Genomic DNA, 17,504 nt, shown 5'->3' on the forward strand with positions numbered 1-17,504 from the left:
CTTTTTCTTGTTAATCACTGGCCAGTGCAAAGCTGCTGAAAACACCGCGTAGCATGGCGCCGGAAATGTGTGGCAAAAGCTCGGGGTCAATCTCCCCAAACGCGAAATCTTTACAAGCGAGGATCAGCGAGGCTTCTTCATCGCTGATAGTGGTGACACTGATCCCTTCGTCATCTTTCTGCACCAGCAGGGCTTCAGGACGCATCAAATCCAGCTGATTCAATGCTTCCTCATCCTGATTGCTGACCGCTTGCCAGAGTGTGGCGACAGCAAAGTCACTTTTCATCACGGCGGATGCGGGAGAAACCGCCAGTTGAATACGCGGAAAATCTTCCGGTGTTACTTCTGACAAGGCCTCGACCGGAAAAGCCTCAGACAATGGTGCTCTGTTCACGCATTGGATATGCCATTCAATCTCAGCGATATCTGCAAGATACGGCACGGTTTCGATGATGTTGGGCAGCGCGCGAATGGTGTCAGCAAACCCGGCGCCATAGCGATCGACGCAGGCGTTATCCATGGTGGTGCCAAGTACGTGGTGACGGGCAATGGCTTGAAAGCACTCTTCACCCACCAGAGCATTGGCGACGGGGTAAATGTTCTCGAGGCATTCAGTCAGGGTCATCACAAAGTTGTTGCGGTAAACCTGTATCAGCGCCTCAGGCTCCGTCACGCCCTGCGCAACAGGGAGCTCGTGCGACTCATAATGCAGGGCATCGCGAAATTGATGCTGCAGCGAAGCAAGGCTAGGTGCATTCATGAGGCCTCCTTGACGGAAGGCGAGAGGGATTTGACGATGCGATCGGCTTTTGCCGCTTCACCGAGTAAAACGTCCGGCGTGGGGATATCGCGATCCCATTCAATCAGGGTATGGCGCGCGCCATGCTTGGCAATCCACTTTTCATAAAGCGACCACACAGGCTCAGAGACTGGCTGGCTGTGGGTATCAATCCAGATTTCCCCTTCGTCCAACTGCTTCACGGTAAAGCCGGCCAGGTGAATTTCCCGCACCCAATCTGGATTAATTGCCGCGAGGTAAGTGTCGGTATCAAAGCCATGATTGAAGGCGCTGACATGAATGTTATTCAGATCGAGCAATAAACCACAGCCAGTGCGCCTCGCCACTTCGGCAAGAAACTCCCATTCAGGAATGGTGGAGTGGCTGAAGCTCAGATAGCTCGAAGGGTTTTCGACCAACATTTGGCGGCTCAGGTAATCTTGCGTTGCGTCGACATTGCGGCAAAACACCTCCAGCGCTTCTTCTGTATACGGCAGAGGCAGCAGGTCGTTGAAGTATTCACCGTCGACCGAGCTCCAGCTTAAATGGTCGGAAATAAAGAGGGGGTCGATGGTGTCGACCAGTTGTTTCAGCTTGCCAAGGTGGTGTTTGTTCACCGGATCGACAGACCCTAGTGACAAACCCACACCGTGGCAACTGACGTCATAGTGGCGCCGCAGGGTGTGCAGCGCCTCAAAGGCTTTTGAGTGCGGCAGGAAAAAGTTCTCACTGTGTACTTCTAACCATCCGATATCCGGGGAATGATTAAGAAAGTGATCGTGGTGTGGCTGTCTCAGTCCAACGCCCACCCAAGGAGATACCTTTTCCATACCGGGACCCTTTAGTGCCAATTAAGACGAAGTGGTTGAGCCGCCAACCAGACGCTCACACAGACCTTTTGGTACTACGACGAATGCGTCGGTTTGTGCATCTTTGGTTGAGGTACCTGCACAAGAACTGTTGTTCGTTGCACAGTCGTTTTTACCGGCTTTAACCACGCCGTAGCATTTTTCTTTCTCTGCTGCTTGAGCGGGAGCAGCTGTCAGGGTAGTTGCACCGACAGCAAGAAGACTGGTAACAGCAGCAGCGACAGCAAAATTGGTCTTTTTCATGATGGTTCCTCTCTTTACAGACTTTTGTCATCAAGATAATCAATAGGTTATTCAGGGAGTCCCTGATGGCACTGTTGGTTATTCAGTGCTCTTCCAAAAGGATAGGTCTCTGGCATAAAAACTTTCGTTATTACGGTTATTTTTTAAGCCTATTTTTCTTTGAATAAGTAAAGATGCCTCTATATCTATGATTTTATTGCCTTTAATTTTTGGGTGTTTTTTGTCTTGAAACGGTAGACGTTAAAGCTATTCATGAGGTGAGAAAGAGGCAGAAGCCGTTACAGATTCAAAAACAAGCGCAGTGCGATAAGCAGATCTGCAACTCACGACGGTTTATGGGTATAATCCTCAACCAGTGTATAAATAACCAGTGAATGAACGATGGACGTATCCCACCTGATTGACGGTCTGAATGACAAACAACGCGAGGCAGTGGCTGCTCAGCTTGGCAACTATCTGGTTCTGGCGGGCGCAGGCAGTGGTAAAACACGTGTGCTGGTTCATCGTATTGCCTGGTTAATGCAGGTTGAATATGCCTCGCCGTTTTCGGTGATGGCGGTAACGTTTACCAACAAAGCCGCCGCAGAAATGCGCGGGCGTATTGAGCAGTTGATGCAGGGTACGGCCTCCGGTCTTTGGTGCGGCACTTTCCACGGTTTGTGTCACCGTATTCTCCGCGCCCACCATCTGGATGCAAACCTGCCGCAGGACTTTCAGATCCTGGACTCAGATGATCAACAGCGTCTGCTTCGCCGCCTGATCAAAGCGCAGAATCTGGATGAAAAACATTGGCCTGCGCGTCAGGCGTCCTGGTACATCAACGCCAAGAAAGACGAAGGCCTGCGTCCGCATCACATCGATGCCCAGTTTGATCCGGTAGAGAAAACCTGGTTGCGTGTTTACGCTGCCTATCAGGAAGCCTGTGACCGTGCAGGCCTGGTGGATTTTGCGGAATTGCTGCTGCGTTGCCACGAACTGCTGCGTGATAAAGAGCATATCCGTGAGCACTATCAAGCACGTTTCCAGCATATTCTGGTGGACGAGTTCCAGGACACCAACAACATCCAATATGCCTGGCTGCGTATGATGGCGGGCAACAGTGCCAAAGTGATGATCGTAGGTGATGATGATCAGTCCATCTACGGTTGGCGCGGCGCGAAAATCGAGAACATCTCCCGCTTCCTGCAGGACTTCCCTGGCGCTGAGACCATCCGTCTTGAGCAGAATTACCGCTCGACCGGCAACATCCTGAAAGCGTCTAACCACCTGATTGAAAACAATTCAGAGCGCATGGGCAAGAGCCTGTGGACGGAAGGCCAGGAAGGTGAATTAATTTCTGTATACAGTGCGTTTAACGAGTTGGATGAAGCCCGCTTCGTAGTGGGCAAAATCAAAGCCTGGCAGGACGAAGGCGGCGCGCTGAATGACACCGCGATTTTATACCGAAACAACGCCCAATCCCGTGTGCTTGAAGAGGCCTTGATTCAGGCAGGCCTGCCGTACCGCATTTACGGTGGTATGCGATTCTTCGAACGTCAGGAAATCAAAGATGCGCTGGCGTACCTTCGCATGATTGGCAACCGTTTTGATGATGCGGCTTTTGAACGCGTGGTCAATACGCCAGCACGTGGTCTTGGCGATCGCACCCTCGAAACCATCCGTCTTGCTGCGCGCGACCGCGGTGCAACCATGTGGGAAGCGAGTAACCAGTTGCTTGAAGAGCAGGTGCTGGCAGGCCGCGCCGCAAATTCATTGCGCCGTTTTGTCGAGCTGGTGAATGCACTGGAAGACGACACCCGCGAAATGGCGCTATTCCAGCAAACGGACTACGTGATCCAGCACTCCGGCCTTCGCGCTATGTACGAAGCGGAGAAAGGTGAAAAAGCGCAGGCGCGCATTGATAACCTTGAAGAACTGGTCACCGCAACCCGTCAGTTTGAAGTGCCGGAAGAGGTGCAGGAAGAAATGTCACCACTGTCGGCGTTCCTCTCTCATGCCGCGCTTGAAGCCGGTGAAGGTCAGGCGGATGAGTTTGACGATGCGGCGCAGCTAATGACACTGCACAGTGCCAAAGGCCTTGAATTCCCCATGGTGTTCATGGTGGGAGTGGAAGAAGGCATGTTCCCAAGCCAGATGTCGGCGGAAGAAGCCGGACGTTTGGAAGAAGAGCGTCGCCTTTGTTATGTCGGTATGACCCGTGCGATGAAAAAGCTCTACATCACCCACGCGGAAATGCGCCGAGTTTACGGCAAAGACATGTTCCACAAAGCGTCGCGATTTATCCGAGAACTGCCTGAAGATTGTCTCGAAGAAGTGCGAATGCGCGCGAAAGTGTCGCGTCCTGCCGCAGCATCCGGGCGTTTCTCGCAAACCCAGACTCAAGAGAACTTCAACCAAACCGGATTCTCGCTCGGCCAGCGTGTGCTGCATCCGAAATTTGGTGAAGGCACCATCATCAACTTTGAAGGCAGCGGCCAGCAAAGTCGCGTGCAGGTGGCCTTTAACGGGGAAGGCATCAAGTGGCTAGTAACCCAATACGCCAAGCTTGAGGCGATGTGATTCGGGGTCTGAAGAAAAAGAAAGGGTGGCATTGAGCCACCCTTTTATTTTTGGCGTGTCGATATGTTGAATTAAGCGGGCGTGCCCCAGGCACTTGCCAGATCGCTGATGAGCGATTCACTCGCGCCAGCACCTGTCAGGTGCTTCAAAATCACAGGTGCGAATTTCTGCACCATACCTGAGTCCATTCCCAACATGTTAAACACTTTGTCTACTGACTCCATGTTCGACAAGTTGCTGCCCAAATCACCCGGGATCATACTGGTCAGTGAATCCATACCCGGTACCATTTTCAGCAGTTCGCTGCTTTGGCCTTCGCCCAATGTCTGGTAAGCCATTGCCAGCAATGCACCGGCACCGCCTGCCGCTTGCTTGTCGTCAACACCAAGGTCGGTAGAAAGCAGAGAGGTCAGCGGGTTGCTGGCTGTTTCGCTGCTCACGCCTTCCAACAGGTTCGATGCTTCTTTCTCGGCACTGCCCAGCAGGCTACCCAAGTCGGTCGCCTGCGCCGGGACACTCGCTGCGCCCAGAAGGGTACACAGCGCAATCATATTCACTTTACGCAACATTCTTTTGCTCCTGGCGTTAATCCGCCACAACTAAACCTTCGCGCCTTGGGTCAGCTCCGCCTACCAAGGTGCCGCTATCGATAACAATACCGTGGATACCCGAGGTTAAGTCACGAATATTGACTTCATATCCCATTGCTTCAAGCGCAGGCTTGAAACTTTCTGCATCCGTCCCGGCTTCAAGATCGTAAGTGCCAAAACGGTTTACAAGGTGAGGCAGGTCGATGGCAGATTGGATGTCGAGACCCCAATCAAGGTGCGCGACCAAGGTTTTCGCCACGTAGCCGATGATGCGGCTGCCGCCCGGTGAACCGACGGCCATGTATGGCTTGCCATCACGCATCACGATAGTTGGCGACATGGATGAGCGGGGACGTTTGCCCGGTTCAACGCGGTTGGCAATCGGGTAGCCGTTGGCGTGGGTTTTGAACGAGAAGTCTGTGAGCTCGTTGTTGAGCAAGAAGCCTCGTGTCATCAGGCGCGAGCCAAACCCGTTCTCGATGGTGGTGGTGATGGAAACGATGTTGCCGTCTTTATCCACAATCGAGAAATGGCTGGTGGAGGGCAACTCAATAGACTCGTCATCGGCAAGTTTTGGCGCAACGCTGGCGTGACTGAACTTGGGCTCGCCCGGGCTAACCTCTTTCATGGCACCTTCGGCTGGGATCAGTTCCGCACGGGCTTTGAGGTATTCCGGTGCCAGCAGACCTTCTGTTGGCACTGGCACAAAATCGCTGTCGGCAATGTAGCGGCCACGGTCTGCAAACGCCATCCGTGAGGCATCACCAATCAAGCGCCAGCTTTCCGGATTATCTTTACCCAGCGACTTCATTGGGAAGTGACTCAGTACCCCCAGAATTTGCCCCACTGTAATACCGCCTGATGTTGGTGGACCCATGCCACAAATACGGTACTGGTGGTAAGGCGCGCAAACAGGTTTGCGCTCCACAATACGGTAATCTGCCAGATCTTCTTTGCTTAAAATGCCCGGATTGCCCGCGGCGTTTTGCACTGTCGCCACGATATCGGCGGCAATCTCACCTTCGTAGAAGTTATCAATGTCCTGAGCGACCAACTTTAAGGTATCGGCATACTCCTGATTCACCAGACGGTGACCGACGGTGAGCGGATTACCATTGTCGTCAAAAAAAAACTGATAGGTGGATGGATAGCGGCGCAGCCTGTCGGCATCCCCTTCAATCAGGCCCGCCAAACGGGGTGACACCTCAAAGCCACTTTCTGCCAGTTCAATGGCCGGCGTCAGCACTGCGCGCCACGAAAGGTTACCGAATTTGGCGTGGGTGTCGTGCATCAGGCGTAATGTGCCCGGTGTGCCGACAGAGCGCCCACCGACCACAGCATCATAGAACTTCAGCGGCTCGCCATTTTCGTTCTGGAACAGCGTAGGCGTGGCATCTTTGGGCGCGGTTTCGCGTCCGTCAAACGTGGTGAGTGCCTGTGCATCGCTATCCCAATACACCAGCAGTGCACCGCCGCCGATACCTGAGCTTTGTGGTTCAACCAAGCCGAGGACAGTTTGTACCGCCACCATGGCATCAATCGCATTCCCGCCAGCACGTAACATAGCTTCACCTGCTCTGGTGGCATGGGGGTTGGCAGAAGCCACCATCCACTCTTTACCTTTCACGGCTTTTCGCATCACGCTTCCGGTGGCAAGCTCCGGTGCAACGGCGTCAGCGGCTTCACCCTGGTTGGTGGCGGCAGCAGGAAAAGCGAGTGCAAGGCTGAGTGCCAGTGCGGAAAGAAAAGGGGTAGGGTGTTTTTTCATTGTAATTCCTTTTAACGCCCAAGAGTTGGACTTTGAGTATAGTCCGCAAAAGGAAGAGAAGAGTGTCGGATTATCGAGGCATGAAGATGGATTTTTCCCGCTATGGCAGAGAGATAGAGAATTTGTCGGGCGTAAAGGAAAACGGCACCTGACGGTGCCGTATTGAGTGTTTATTTTCTGCGTTGCTTGCTCCGGTTCCGGACGGCATCAAAGGTAAAGATTGCCAGCGCGGTCCAGATAAAGGCAAAAGTGGTCGCCTTATCTGTCGTGAAAGGCTCGTTGTAGAGGCCAACGGCCAACATGAACATGATGGTTGGGCCGATGTACTGGAAAAAGCCCAAGGTTGAAAGACGCAATTTCGTCGCCGCGCCGTTAAAGCAAAGCAGTGGCAGTGTGGTCACCACGCCGGCAGCGACCAGAAGGAGGTTCAATCCCCAGCTGTTTTGCATCATGTCTGAGGTGGTGCTGCTGGCGATAAACAAAAGGTAAATCAGCGACACAGGCATCAACACCAGAGTTTCGATGAAAAGGCCGGTTGCGGCATCGACGTTTATCTTCTTACGCAGCAGGCCATAGCAGCCGAAACTACACGCCAGTACCAGTGCGACCCAAGGCAGTGAGCCAAAGGTGATGACCTGAATGGCCACACCGAGAAATGCCAAGGTTACGGCAACCCATTGTAGTTTTCTGAAACGCTCACCGAGGAAGACCATACCAAGCACCACATTGATAAGCGGGTTGATGTAGTAGCCGAGACTGGCATCGAGCATCAGGTCATTTTTCACCGCCCAAATGAAAATCAGCCAGTTAGCCGCAATCACTACGGCAGTAATGGTCAGAAGGCCAAGACGTTTTTTGTCTTTCAGTAACAATTTGACGCGCGCAAGACCACCGCTTGCATGAAGAATGAGGGCAAGGAAGAAGAAAGACCAAATCACGCGGTGCACCAACACTTCCATCGGTGGTACATCGGTTAGAGCCTTAAAGTAAAGCGGAGCAACGCCCCACATGGTGTAAGCGCCCAGCGCCAGCATCACGCCGCGGCGGGTTTGTTGCGCATCATTCACTGCGAAATCTCTACATCTAAAAACGCTAAAGAGCAAAAACCGCCTGATGGCGGTGCGTGCAGCGAAAAGTAAGGGCTTGATGCGGATTTTTCCGGTGAAAGCCCAGCATCCACATCATATATAAAAGTTTTTGCTGCTTTCGCCAGTATATGGACTTCCCTTTTTGAAGCACACCTTTTCTGTTGAGAAAAATTGAACTGACAGTTCGTCGTCGTTGACCTTTTATCCATGCTCCGCTGCGTTTAGAATGAGCGGCTATTAAATGATGAGAGGCTCTATGACCGTTACCGATTCGGCCGAAATGACACCACCACTGGCGCACGACGAAACTGTTCTGCAGGAAGTGTTCGGCTATCACAGTTACCGCGACGGTCAGAAAGAAATCATCGATTCCGCAGTTGGCGGGCGTGATTCATTGGTGATCATGCCAACAGGCGGCGGCAAGAGCCTCTGTTATCAAATTCCTGCCTTGGTGCGCGATGGCCTCACCATAGTGATCTCGCCGCTGATCTCCTTGATGAAAGATCAGGTCGACCAATTGCTGGCGAACGGCGTGCAGGCAGCATGTCTTAACTCTTCGATGAATCCAGATGAGCAATCGGCCACGTGGCAATCGCTGCGCAATGGCTCGCTCAAGCTGTTGTATGTATCGCCAGAGCGTATTCTGATGCGTGATTTCATCGAGCGCCTACAGTCGGTAAACCTTGGCCTGATTGCGGTCGATGAAGCGCATTGTATTAGTCAGTGGGGACACGACTTTCGTCCTGAGTACGCGCAACTTGGCAGCCTGAAGCAGCATTTCCTTGATGTGCCTGTGATGGCGTTGACCGCAACGGCAGACGACACCACGCGTCAGGATATCTGCCAGCGTCTGGCCCTCGATGACCCGCACATTTATCTTGGCAGTTTTGACCGTCCAAATATCCGCTACACCTTGGTGGAAAAGCACAAGCCTCTGGCGCAATTGACCCAGTTTCTGGCAACCCAGTCCGGTCAGAGCGGCATTGTTTACTGTAATAGCCGTAAGCGTGTCGAGCAGGTGGCAGAAAAGCTGATTGGCAGTAATATCCGCGCCGCAGCTTATCATGCAGGCATGACGAACGAGCAGCGCGCCTGGGTGCAGGAAGCGTTCCAGCGTGATGACGTGCAGATAGTCGTCGCCACCGTCGCTTTCGGCATGGGCATCAACAAACCCAATGTACGTTTTGTGGTGCACTACGACATCCCGCGTAATATCGAATCTTATTATCAGGAAACTGGCCGTGCCGGACGCGATGGCCTGCCAGCAGAAGCGGTGATGCTCTATGACCCGTCAGACATTGGCTGGCTGCACCGCTGCTTGAAAGAAAAACCGGATGGTCCGCAAAAGCTGGTGGAAAGCCACAAGCTCAATGCCATGGGCGCGTTTGCCGAAGCGCTGACTTGTCGCCGTCTCGTTTTGTTGAATTACTTTGGTGAATACCGCGAGAAGCCTTGCGGCAACTGCGATATCTGCCTTGACCCACCAACGCTGTTTGATGGTACTGAGCAAGCGCAAAAAGCCTTGTCCTGCGTGTACCGCGTGAACCAGAATTTCGGTGTGGGCTACACGGTCGAAGTGCTGCGCGGGATGCAGAACCAGCGTATTAAGGAGCACGGACACGAGAAGCTCAGCACCTATGGTCTGGGGAAAGCGTTCAGCCATGAATACTGGGTCAGCATTTTCCGTCAGCTTATCCACCGTGGTTATTTGGTGCAGAACATCGCTCGAAGCTCCGTTTTGCAATTGACCGAAGAGGCGCGTCCGGTGCTTCGCGGGGAAATTGCGCTAGAACTTGCAGTGCCGAGATTAGGTCTGTCGCCACGTAGCAAAGCTGACAAGCTTGGTAAGCGTAATTACGACAAGAAGCTGTTTGCCAAACTTCGTAAGCTCCGTAAAGCGATTGCGGATGAAGAAGACATTCCACCATACGTGGTCTTCAACGATGCCACCTTGATTGAGATGGCAGAGATGATCCCAACCTCTCAAGGTGAGCTGCTGGCGGTGAACGGTGTCGGTCAGCGCAAGCTTGAAAAATATGGCAACGTATTCCTCGATGTGATTGAAGACCATATCACCCTTAATGACGATGAGCCGAGTTATGGATAACCCTACTTTCCGTCTTTCCCACCATGACAGCGAAGCAGGTCGGTTGGTGCTGGCTGCAGATGCGCTGGATTTTGATAACGCCGAGCAACATTTGATGGCGTTTTGCCAACTGATTGACGCTAAGGTCACGGAAAAACAAACTGATGCGGATTTATTAAGCTGGCTTATCGACTTTGAAGGTGTGCCATTTATGCTGCGTGCCGAGCATTACAGCGCCAGTGTTTGGCTGGAAAGGCTGGGCGCAGAGGGTGATGAAGAGCTTGCCTTTCTGAATACCTGGCTGTCGAAACAGCTTGGCTAAGCGCATTAGAAACCGACTAATTTGCAGCAGTTGGCATTCGCCGGAATTGATGTATAATTCGCCACCTTCTTAGGAGCCAGATCACAGAATCTGGTGAGTTGGTAATTTGGGTTCCCTCACCCCCAATGACAAAAAGGTTCACAATGAGCACTTTTACGCCCGCGCAACAGCGCAAAGCCCTCTCTTTCCTGGTGGTTTTCCACCTGGTTATCATTGCATCCAGTAACTACCTGGTTCAGCTGCCATTTACCGTTTTCGGGTTTCACACCACTTGGGGTGCGTTTACTTTCCCGTTCATTTTTCTGGCAACCGATCTAACCGTTCGCATCTTTGGTGCGGGCCTTGCGCGCCGGATCATTTTCGCGGTCATGGTACCGTCGTTGCTGATCTCCTATGTGCTGTCGGTCCTTTTTTACCAAGGCGAATATCAGGGACTGGGTCATCTGACTGAGTTTAATTTGTTCGTCGCGCGTATCGCCGCCGCAAGCTTTATGGCTTACCTGCTGGGACAAATCCTCGATATCCACGTGTTCAACCGCTTGCGCCAAACCAAGCAATGGTGGGTGGCGCCAAGCTGTTCAACGCTGTTTGGTAATGCGATTGATACTCTGGCGTTCTTTGCGATTGCTTTCTACAACAGTCCGGATGCCTTTATGGCGGAGAACTGGGTAGAAATCGCGCTGGTCGACTACGCATTTAAACTGGTGATCAGCCTCGGCTTGTTCGTTCCTATGTACGGTGTGCTGCTGAACTATATTGTCAGCCGCATTACCCGGGTGAACGAAGCCGTTGAAACCAAGCTGGTTTAACAGCGAAATCAACGCAGAATATTGAGGGAAAGAGAGCCGGTCGAAAGACCGGCTTTTTTTATGTCTTAACTTCAAGCGCTATAATCGAAACACGAGCGTCTTGGCGCTAATCATTTCAAGGACTATCCCATGATCATTCGAGAAGGCACGCTGGCGGAAGCCGTGAACGTGCTCAGCCAGATTGATGAATTTGCCCATCAGGAATCCCTCGAGTCGCTAAAAAAACGCATTGGTGACAAGTCTTCATTGGTATTGGTTGCTGATATCGACGGCGAACTTTGTGGTGTCAAAATTGGCTATCAGTTAGATGATGAGTGTTTTTACAGTTGGCTGGGTGGCGTGACCAAAACTGGTCGCCGCCGCGGTATTGCACAGGCGCTGTTACATGCGCAGGAACGTTGGGTGGCAAAACATGGCTATACCAGTCTCAGGGTGAAATCCCGTAACTGCTTTGCAGGCATGCTGTGTTTACTGTTGAACAATCACTACCAGATTGAACATCTGGAGAAGAAAGAGGCATTGGAGCAATATCGCCTTCATTTTGTGAAGAAAATCACACCTGTGGCATGAAGGTAAAAAACAAGCAAAATACTGCTTGCCAAATAGTAATGAGAATGATTATTATTTGTCTTGTTCGAAGGCAAGTGGGAAACTTACTTTCGGACACACGACATTGCTCACATTGCTTCCAGTATATGTTTTTTGCATGAAACTGCTTACGTTGTGCAGTTGACCCTGATGCAGGCGACGCTTTTGCTCAAAAGCGTCGCTTTTTTCTTTTTTATCCTACGCCAGTTCAACCAGCTTACTGACCAGCTTAGAGATCCCCGCATTTGCCTGACTGACAGAGGTTGCCAGCATGTATGCCGGTGTTGAGAGTAGGCGACGGCTTTGATCCAGCACGAAGTCATCCACTGGGCAATCAATGTGTTCACCGCCCATGGCGTTGAATGCCGCTGCAGTCTGCGGATCGTTACCGATAGTCCCTTTCGCACCGGGGCCATACACTTTCGGGATCAAGACGGGAGAAATACAGACATAACCAGCCGGTTTTTCTGCGATGGCGAATGCCTTACACACGCGCAGCACTTCTTTTTCGATCTCCATTTCTTCGTCGCTGGTGGCAAAGGTGCTTAGGTTTTTAGCGACACCAAATCCGCCGGGTAGCAGCAGGGCATCAAACTCATTCACGTTGAGTTCACTGAGTGGCTTTACATCACCGCGGGCAATGCGCGCCGCCTCTACCAGAACATTACGTGTTTCACCGGATTCTTCACCCGCGGCATGATTAATCACATGGTGTTGATCAACATCCGGCGCGAAGCAATGCCAGGAAGCACCCGCCTGCTCAATGGCCAACAGGGATAAAACGGATTCATGGATCTCTGCGCCGTCGTAGACACCACACCCAGCCAGAATGACTGCCACTTTCTTCATAAATGTGTCCTCATTTTAAATTCGGGACAGGCAATCAACGCTCATTCCTAGCCTGTCAGATCATCAATGCTAGGCTAGTTTATGAGCAAACTGGTAGGGATTTGAATCTAACCGGATCACATCCTTACAGATCGATAAAAGAAAATTTTTCTGGATAACTCGATCATGCCATTAATTTCTTTTTCCACAGTCGATGATCGGCGATCGATCCTGATCACGATCAATGACTTAAGGTTAAGTGTCTAAAAATTATAAGGTAAATTTCTTTCCCTTATGGCATTCCGAATTTGATCTACAGACCTGAAAATAAATACCAACAAACTTATCCACAGTGATTTTTAGTGAATGAGCTGTGTATAAGGCTTATGCACAGGGTGGGGAAGGTCGGCTAAGCAGAGAAGAATAATGTTGTAAATCCAAAGCGATCACCTTGGCATTCCTGAGCCGAAGAGCGAAATCTCGGGTTAACAGACTCCGGAACTCGTGGCATCCTTACCCATCAATCATTTTCCGGTTAGCTTATAACGTTATGGCGACGACTTCTGATAACCCGTTGATCCTGGTCGACGGCTCTTCTTATCTCTACCGCGCGTACCACGCTTCTCCCAACCTGACCAATGCCAATGGCGAGCCAACAGGTGCCGTTTATGGCGTCGTGAACATGCTGCGCAGCTTGGTGAAACAGTATCCGCAATCTCATGTGGCGGTGATTTTCGACGCCAAAGGCAAGACCTTCCGTGATGACATGTATGCGGAATACAAAGCGCACCGTCCGCCAATGCCGGATGATCTGCGAAGCCAAATTGCTCCGCTGCATCAAATCATCGAGGCCATGGGCTTCCCGATGCTGGTGATTGAAGGCGTTGAAGCGGATGACGTTATCGGCACACTGGCGGTGCAAGGTTCTAAGGCAGGCATGCCAATCCTTATCAGCACCGGTGATAAAGACATGGCGCAGTTGGTGGATGAAAACGTCACCCTGATTAACACCATGACCAACGTGATCATGACGCCACAAGGCGTGCATGACAAATACGGCTTTGGCCCAGAGCACATCATCGATTACCTCGCGTTGATGGGCGATAAAGTCGACAACATCCCGGGCGTACCGGGAGTGGGTGAGAAAACCGCCACTGCGTTGATCGCCGGTATCGGTGGTCTGGATGCGCTGTATGACAACCTTGATAAGATTGCAGACCTTAGCTTCCGTGGCTCAAAAACCATGGCGAAAAAGCTTGAGGACAATAAAGAGAACGCTTACCTCTCTTATCAGCTTGCCACTATCAAGCTTGATTGTGAGCTGCCGTTTAAGCCGGAAGAGCTAATCAACCGTTCGGCAGATAACGACAAGCTGGTTGAGCTTTTCACTGAACTGAACTTCAAGCGCTGGCTGGCAGAAGCCCAAAGTGGCAGTGCAGGTGTTGATGCCGTCGCAGAGCGCGCAGCTTCTGGCGCTTCAGCAGCGAAATCGTCTGCCAAAGCAGAAGCGACATTCGAAGCCGCCGCGATTGATCGAAGCCAATACGAAACCATCCTGACAGAAGAAGACTTCCAGCGCTGGATGGAGAAGCTGAAGAAAACCAATGTCGTGGCTTTCGATACCGAAACCGACAGCCTGGACTACATGGAAGCCAACCTGGTAGGTATTTCCTTCGCCGTTGCTGAAGGTGAAGCTGCTTACCTGCCGCTGACTCATGACTATCTGGATGCGCCGAAGCAGCTGGACAGAGACTGGGTGCTGGCAGAAATGAAAGCCTGGCTCGAAGATGCCGGTGCGCTGAAAGTTGGCCAGAACCTGAAATACGATGCGAGCGTGCTGGCACGTTACGATATCGCGATGCGCGGCATTGCTTACGACACCATGCTGGAATCTTACGTGTTCAACAGCGTGGCAGGTAAGCATGACATGGACAGTCTGGCACTTCGCTACCTGCAGCATAAGTGCATCAGCTTTGAAAAGATTGCCGGTAAGGGCAAGAAGCAACTGACCTTCAACCAGATTGAAATGGATCAGGCGTCCCCTTACGCGGCAGAAGACGCTGACGTCACCCTGCGTTTGCACAATGCCCTGATGGCACAGCTCAACAATGACGAGAAACTGAAAGTTATTTTCGAACAGTATGAAATGCCGTTGGTGCCAGTACTGTCGCGTATTGAGCGCCATGGTGTGTTGATCAGTGCGGAAATGCTGGCGAAGCAATCTCAGGAAATTGCGATTCGCTTGGATGAGCTCGAAAAGGAAACTTATGAGATTGCCGGTGAAGAATTTAACCTGAGTTCACCCAAGCAGCTTCAGGCCATCCTGTTCGAGAAAATGGGTCTTCCTGTGTTGAAGAAGACACCATCAGGCACCCCTTCTACTAACGAAGAAGTGCTTCAGGAGCTGGCACTGGATTACCCGCTGCCAAAACGCATTCTGGAATACCGTGGACTGGCGAAGCTGAAATCCACCTATACCGATAAACTGCCGAAGATGGTGAAACCAGCTACTGGCCGTGTGCACACTTCTTATCATCAGGCAGTCACGGCAACGGGTCGTTTGTCATCAACCGATCCGAACCTTCAGAACATTCCTATCCGCAATGAAGAAGGCCGTCGTATCCGTCAGGCGTTTATCGCACCGGCAGGTAAGACCATTCTGGCAGTCGACTACTCGCAAATTGAACTACGTATCATGGCGCACTTGTCTGGTGATGAAGCCCTGATTGATGCTTTCCGACACGGCAAAGACATCCATGCGGCAACGGCTGCGGAAGTGATGGGGATTGATATCAGTGATGTGACCTCTGAAATGCGTCGCCGTGCGAAAGCCATTAACTTCGGCCTTATCTATGGCATGAGTGCGTTTGGTCTGGCGAAACAGCTCGGCATTCCACGTGGTGAAGCGCAGCAATACATGGAACGCTACTTCGAGCGCTACCCAGGTGTGCGCCAGTACATGGAAACCACCCGACTGCAGGCTGCGGAGCAGGGCTATGTAGAAACTATCTTTGGCCGCCGTCTTCACCTGCCGGAAATCAAATCCAGTAATGCCATGCGTCGCAAAGGGGCAGAGCGCGCTGCAATCAATGCTCCTATGCAGGGAACGGCAGCAGATATCATCAAACGCGCGATGATTTTGGTGGATGCCTGGATTCAAACCCAGCCTGAGGGTCGTGTGGCACTCATCATGCAAGTACACGATGAATTGGTGTTGGAAGTAGATACCGAACACCTTTCTGACATTGAGCAACAGGTTTGTAAGTTAATGGAATCGGCTGCGTTGCTGGAAGTTCCGCTGGTCGCCGAATCTGGTAGCGGCGAAAACTGGGATCAGGCGCATTAAATCAGGCGGTTGATTCCGACCTGACTCGCATAAACACTTAAAACTTAACGCGAAAAAAGCCCGCTGCTGTGGGCTTTTTTATTTCTGAAATGAAACAATATGAATACATCAGGTGTTCATTTTTATAATTTGATGAAAAAAAACTACGTAAAGGGTTTTCTTAATCGGCCATTTGATATACAGTAAGAGGCGTAGGGTACAGAGGTAAGATGTTCTATCTTTCAGACCTTTTGTTTCACGTTATTGGATTTAGCTGATTCAGCAGCCCCGGTTGACAAATGTCAGCCGGGGCATTTTTTATTGTGCTTTTCCTATCCAATACTTCTTCTAGATGCCTCTCATTAATTCCTTTAAATACATTGTCTTATCTGTATTATTATTGATGTATTTGTATTTTGTTACCGTTTATTAGAGTAAATACTTTAATTTGAGGGCGTTGGCGTTATAATGACCACTGCTTCTTGTTCTTGATGTGTCAGGGTTGTCTGCAATCCAACTTACGACAGGCAACTCACACGTTATTTCTGACCGAATTGAGTGATCGATTCGGTCTTTTTTTATTCAATCAAATCTGTAACTCACTTCCAGAATGAAAGAGATCGTTACTTATACGATTTTTATGATATTTCATATCAAAAAATAAGTTTGAGAAATAAAAATAAAGCGATTAACAATCAATGTGTTGGAATTTTTAACAGAACAGGTGCCTGATCTTTGAGGCAAATATGACAGGTGTTTAGGCGGGTGTAACTTGCGGGGTTGGGGAAAATCACTGACACTAGCTTTATAACGACTAAAAAAAACCTCCTATTTCTCTCCCGTTACCCCACCTATATGGTGGGGTCTTTATTTTCAGCGTCCTGACAGATTAAGCCTCGTCGTTTTCAGTATCTTGCTGATCAGATTCTTGTGGGATTTCGAGTGCCGGTGCGTACCAACCATCCAGCTTTTTACGCAGTTTATCGACACCAATACCCTTTAATGATGAGTAAAGCTCGACTTCTACATCACCGCCAAAATCTTTGGCTGCTTCACGCACTTTTAAAAGCTCTGCTTTGCGCGCACCGCTTTTCAGCTTGTCACACTTGGTTAGCAGTGCCAGCACCGGCAAGTTGCTGTCTACCGCCCAGAAAATCAAATCCTGATCCAGCTCTTTCAGTGGGTGGCGGATATCCATCAGCACGACGAGGCCTTTAAGCTGGTTACGCTTTTGCAGGTATTCGCCCAGAGATTTCTGCCATTTTAGCTTCATTTCCAGCGGCACTTGCGCGTAGCCGTAACCCGGCAAGTCAACAATGTGGCATCCCTCATCCACTTTAAACAGGTTGATTAATTGTGTGCGACCCGGCGTTTTACTGGTTTTCACCAAGCTTTTTTGATCACAAAGCCTGTTTATTGAGCTAGATTTACCAGCATTGGAACGACCTGCGAATGCGATCTCGATGCCAGTATCATGAGGTAAAGCCCTGATATCTGGTGCACTGGTAATAAAGTGGGTGTTTCGATAGTTGAGTGAAGGATTCACTGTTAACTCCGTCTCGACTTTATGTAGTCGACTGATTACTTTTATGTGAAATTGTGTAAAATGACCGTGCTCGGTTTTTGCTCGATGATTGTATCATGATGGCGT

At 50.8% G+C, this 17,504-nt stretch carries 15 protein-coding genes; 7 read left to right on the forward strand and 8 right to left on the reverse strand.

Translation table 11 applies throughout. The features are described from left to right. Positions 1-10 precede the first annotated feature (10 nt). The 3 genes from D515_RS14750 to D515_RS14760 are packed head-to-tail and all read right to left on the reverse strand — an operon-like array spanning position 11 to position 1,890. On the reverse strand, positions 11-760 hold the full coding sequence (locus D515_RS14750; protein ID WP_002539672.1) for an HvfC/BufC N-terminal domain-containing protein: 750 nt from the start codon (positions 758-760) through the stop codon (positions 11-13). Next, positions 757-1,608: an MNIO family bufferin maturase gene (gene bufB / locus D515_RS14755; protein ID WP_039850152.1), complete on the reverse strand. Its 852-nt coding sequence runs from the start codon at positions 1,606-1,608 to the stop codon at positions 757-759. Before bufB ends, D515_RS14750 begins: the two co-directional genes overlap by 4 nt. A 21-nt stretch (positions 1,609-1,629) precedes the next feature. Next, positions 1,630-1,890, reverse strand: a complete 261-nt coding sequence (locus D515_RS14760) for a BufA1 family periplasmic bufferin-type metallophore (protein ID WP_002539675.1) — start codon at positions 1,888-1,890, stop codon at positions 1,630-1,632. Positions 1,891-2,271: 381 nt separating this feature from the next. Between D515_RS14760 and uvrD the strand changes: the two genes are divergently transcribed. Then, complete coding sequence (gene uvrD / locus D515_RS14765; RefSeq protein ID WP_002539677.1) at positions 2,272-4,449, forward strand: DNA helicase II; 2,178 nt, start codon at positions 2,272-2,274, stop codon at positions 4,447-4,449. 71 nt (positions 4,450-4,520) lie between these two features. Here uvrD and D515_RS14770 read toward each other — a convergent pair whose 3' ends face one another. From D515_RS14770 to rarD, 3 genes are all read right to left on the reverse strand, one after another. Beyond that, positions 4,521-5,018, reverse strand: coding sequence for a DUF2780 domain-containing protein (locus D515_RS14770; RefSeq protein ID WP_002539678.1), 498 nt, complete (start codon positions 5,016-5,018; stop codon positions 4,521-4,523). Positions 5,019-5,034: 16 nt separating this feature from the next. Then, the gene (gene ggt / locus D515_RS14775) at positions 5,035-6,807 is read right to left on the reverse strand and encodes a gamma-glutamyltransferase (protein WP_002539680.1); all 1,773 of its coding nucleotides are present in this window, start codon (positions 6,805-6,807) and stop codon (positions 5,035-5,037) included. A gap of 170 nt (positions 6,808-6,977) precedes the next feature. Further along, positions 6,978-7,874: an EamA family transporter RarD gene (gene rarD / locus D515_RS14780; protein WP_002539681.1), complete on the reverse strand. Its 897-nt coding sequence runs from the start codon at positions 7,872-7,874 to the stop codon at positions 6,978-6,980. Between the two features lie 277 nt (positions 7,875-8,151). Between rarD and recQ the strand changes: the two genes are divergently transcribed. From recQ to D515_RS14800, 4 genes are all read left to right on the forward strand, one after another. Next, positions 8,152-10,002 carry an ATP-dependent DNA helicase RecQ gene (recQ, locus tag D515_RS14785; RefSeq protein ID WP_039850164.1) on the forward strand — a complete coding sequence of 617 codons (1,851 nt, stop codon included), beginning with the start codon at positions 8,152-8,154 and terminating at the stop codon, positions 10,000-10,002. Beyond that, the gene (locus tag D515_RS14790) at positions 9,995-10,303 is read left to right on the forward strand and encodes a DUF3630 family protein (protein WP_002539685.1); all 309 of its coding nucleotides are present in this window, start codon (positions 9,995-9,997) and stop codon (positions 10,301-10,303) included. The genes recQ and D515_RS14790 overlap by 8 nt, the downstream gene beginning before the upstream one ends. Before the next feature lie 143 nt (positions 10,304-10,446). Then, on the forward strand, positions 10,447-11,112 hold the full coding sequence (locus D515_RS14795) for a 7-cyano-7-deazaguanine/7-aminomethyl-7-deazaguanine transporter (RefSeq protein ID WP_002539687.1): 666 nt from the start codon (positions 10,447-10,449) through the stop codon (positions 11,110-11,112). A gap of 129 nt (positions 11,113-11,241) precedes the next feature. Then, a complete protein-coding gene (locus D515_RS14800) occupies positions 11,242-11,682 on the forward strand; it encodes a GNAT family N-acetyltransferase (protein WP_002539688.1) in 441 nt (146 codons plus the stop codon). A 216-nt stretch (positions 11,683-11,898) separates the two neighbouring features. On the opposite strand, the gene elbB is transcribed toward D515_RS14800, so the two are convergent. Beyond that, on the reverse strand, positions 11,899-12,549 hold the full coding sequence (gene elbB, locus D515_RS14805; protein WP_002539690.1) for an isoprenoid biosynthesis glyoxalase ElbB: 651 nt from the start codon (positions 12,547-12,549) through the stop codon (positions 11,899-11,901). A gap of 529 nt (positions 12,550-13,078) precedes the next feature. On the opposite strand from elbB, the gene polA reads away from it, so the two are divergent. Next, positions 13,079-15,874, forward strand: a complete 2,796-nt coding sequence (polA, locus tag D515_RS14810) for a DNA polymerase I (RefSeq protein ID WP_002539692.1) — start codon at positions 13,079-13,081, stop codon at positions 15,872-15,874. A 209-nt stretch (positions 15,875-16,083) separates the two neighbouring features. Next, a complete protein-coding gene (gene spfP, locus D515_RS26485) occupies positions 16,084-16,131 on the forward strand; it encodes a small protein SpfP (protein ID WP_438356882.1) in 48 nt (15 codons plus the stop codon). Between the two features lie 611 nt (positions 16,132-16,742). Here spfP and yihA read toward each other — a convergent pair. After that, positions 16,743-17,399: a ribosome biogenesis GTP-binding protein YihA/YsxC gene (yihA, locus tag D515_RS14815; protein WP_002539693.1), complete on the reverse strand. Its 657-nt coding sequence runs from the start codon at positions 17,397-17,399 to the stop codon at positions 16,743-16,745. Positions 17,400-17,504 lie beyond the last annotated feature (105 nt).

It is taken from the genome of Grimontia indica, assembly GCF_000333895.2.
Classification (GTDB): domain Bacteria; phylum Pseudomonadota; class Gammaproteobacteria; order Enterobacterales; family Vibrionaceae; genus Enterovibrio; species Enterovibrio indicus.

What these genes read in the sequence shown, in the direction of transcription:
- D515_RS14750 (WP_002539672.1), bottom strand. Translation starts at nt 760, where the DNA reads ATGAATGCACCTAGCCTTGCTTCGCTGCAGCATCAATTTCGCGATGCC.
- bufB (WP_039850152.1), bottom strand. Translation starts at nt 1,608, where the DNA reads ATGGAAAAGGTATCTCCTTGGGTGGGCGTTGGACTGAGACAGCCACAC.
- D515_RS14760 (WP_002539675.1), bottom strand. Translation starts at nt 1,890, where the DNA reads ATGAAAAAGACCAATTTTGCTGTCGCTGCTGCTGTTACCAGTCTTCTT.
- uvrD (WP_002539677.1), top strand. Translation starts at nt 2,272, where the DNA reads ATGGACGTATCCCACCTGATTGACGGTCTGAATGACAAACAACGCGAG.
- D515_RS14770 (WP_002539678.1), bottom strand. Translation starts at nt 5,018, where the DNA reads ATGTTGCGTAAAGTGAATATGATTGCGCTGTGTACCCTTCTGGGCGCA.
- ggt (WP_002539680.1), bottom strand. Translation starts at nt 6,807, where the DNA reads ATGAAAAAACACCCTACCCCTTTTCTTTCCGCACTGGCACTCAGCCTT.
- recQ (WP_039850164.1), top strand. Translation starts at nt 8,152, where the DNA reads ATGACCGTTACCGATTCGGCCGAAATGACACCACCACTGGCGCACGAC.
- D515_RS14790 (WP_002539685.1), top strand. Translation starts at nt 9,995, where the DNA reads ATGGATAACCCTACTTTCCGTCTTTCCCACCATGACAGCGAAGCAGGT.
- D515_RS14795 (WP_002539687.1), top strand. Translation starts at nt 10,447, where the DNA reads ATGAGCACTTTTACGCCCGCGCAACAGCGCAAAGCCCTCTCTTTCCTG.
- D515_RS14800 (WP_002539688.1), top strand. Translation starts at nt 11,242, where the DNA reads ATGATCATTCGAGAAGGCACGCTGGCGGAAGCCGTGAACGTGCTCAGC.
- elbB (WP_002539690.1), bottom strand. Translation starts at nt 12,549, where the DNA reads ATGAAGAAAGTGGCAGTCATTCTGGCTGGGTGTGGTGTCTACGACGGC.
- polA (WP_002539692.1), top strand. Translation starts at nt 13,079, where the DNA reads ATGGCGACGACTTCTGATAACCCGTTGATCCTGGTCGACGGCTCTTCT.